Source organism: Marinomonas sp. ABL3_031 (genome assembly GCF_056161265.1).
Genome location: NZ_JBSWYU010000032.1, coordinates 1 through 1344, shown reverse-complemented (window position 1 = coordinate 1344; position 1344 = coordinate 1). Strand labels below are relative to the sequence as shown.

The 1344-nt window shown below is 48.5% G+C and carries 2 rRNA genes; both read right to left on the bottom strand.

Going from position 1 to position 1344, the window contains the following annotated elements:
* Positions 1–527: ribosomal RNA gene (locus ACXAH2_RS17125) — 23S ribosomal RNA — on the bottom strand; the annotation flags it as partial.
* Between the two features lie 316 nt (positions 528–843).
* Positions 844–1344, bottom strand: a 16S ribosomal RNA gene (locus ACXAH2_RS17120); the annotation flags it as partial.

Below are 1344 nucleotides of genomic sequence, written 5' to 3'. Positions count from 1 at the left end.
GCTCCCACTGCTTGTACGTACACGGTTTCAGGATCTATTTCACTCCCCTCACAGGGGTTCTTTTCGCCTTTCCCTCACGGTACTGGTTCACTATCGGTCAGTCAGGAGTATTTAGCCTTGGAGGATGGTCCCCCCATGTTCAGACAGGATAACACGTGTCCCGTCCTACTCGTTTTCATTGATAAGGCATTTTCGTATACGAGGCTATCACTCTCTACGGCGACCCTTTCCAGGGTCTTCTACTAACACCTAATCAACTTAAGGGCTAATCCCCTTTCGCTCGCCGCTACTTAGGGAATCTCGGTTGATTTCTTTTCCTCCGGGTACTTAGATGTTTCAGTTCCCCGGGTTCGCCTCGTATGGCTATGGATTCACCATACGATACCCGCAAGCGGGTGGGTTTCCCCATTCGGACATCTCGGGATCACAGTCTGTTTATCGACTCCCCCGAGCTTTTCGCAGATTACCACGTCCTTCATCGCCTCTGACTGCCAAGGCATCCACCGTGCACGCTTGGTCACTTGACCATATAACCCAAAATAGTTTCCTATTAAGAATCACATACCACAGAAGCTTTTGTCTCTTCTCTGGATTTACGATAATAAGAAACACTAGGTTAACGTGTTTCTCACCGGTTTAACGCTTGATTCATCGTTATTTCAAAATTCGAATTGTTAAAGAGCAAGTTTAGTGCAAAACACTAAGTCAGAAACTAACCAACACATTGTGTTGTGATTAGTGTCTTGCTTAACACTTTGTCTAAAACGCTTTTAAGATAGGTTGCCATGAGAACTCATAGCCATCAGATAATTTGTGTGAACGCTCACCAGAACTTCTATCGTTTAAGGAGGTGATCCAGCCCCAGGTTCCCCTAGGGCTACCTTGTTACGACTTCACCCCAGTCATTGACCACTCCGTGGTAACCGCCATCCCGAAGGTTAAGCTAGCTACTTCTGGAGCAATCAACTCCCATGGTGTGACGGGCGGTGTGTACAAGGCCCGGGAACGTATTCACCGTGGCATTCTGATCCACGATTACTAGCGATTCCGACTTCATGGAGTCGAGTTGCAGACTCCAATCCGGACTACGACGTACTTTATGGGATTCGCACACTCTCGCAAGTTAGCAACCCTTTGTATACGCCATTGTAGCACGTGTGTAGCCCTACTCGTAAGGGCCATGATGACTTGACGTCGTCCCCACCTTCCTCCGGTTTGTCACCGGCAGTCTCCTTAAAGTTCCCACCCGAAGTGCTGGCAAGTAAGGATAAGGGTTGCGCTCGTTACGGGACTTAACCCAACATTTCACAACACGAGCTGACGACAGCCATGCAGCACCTGTCT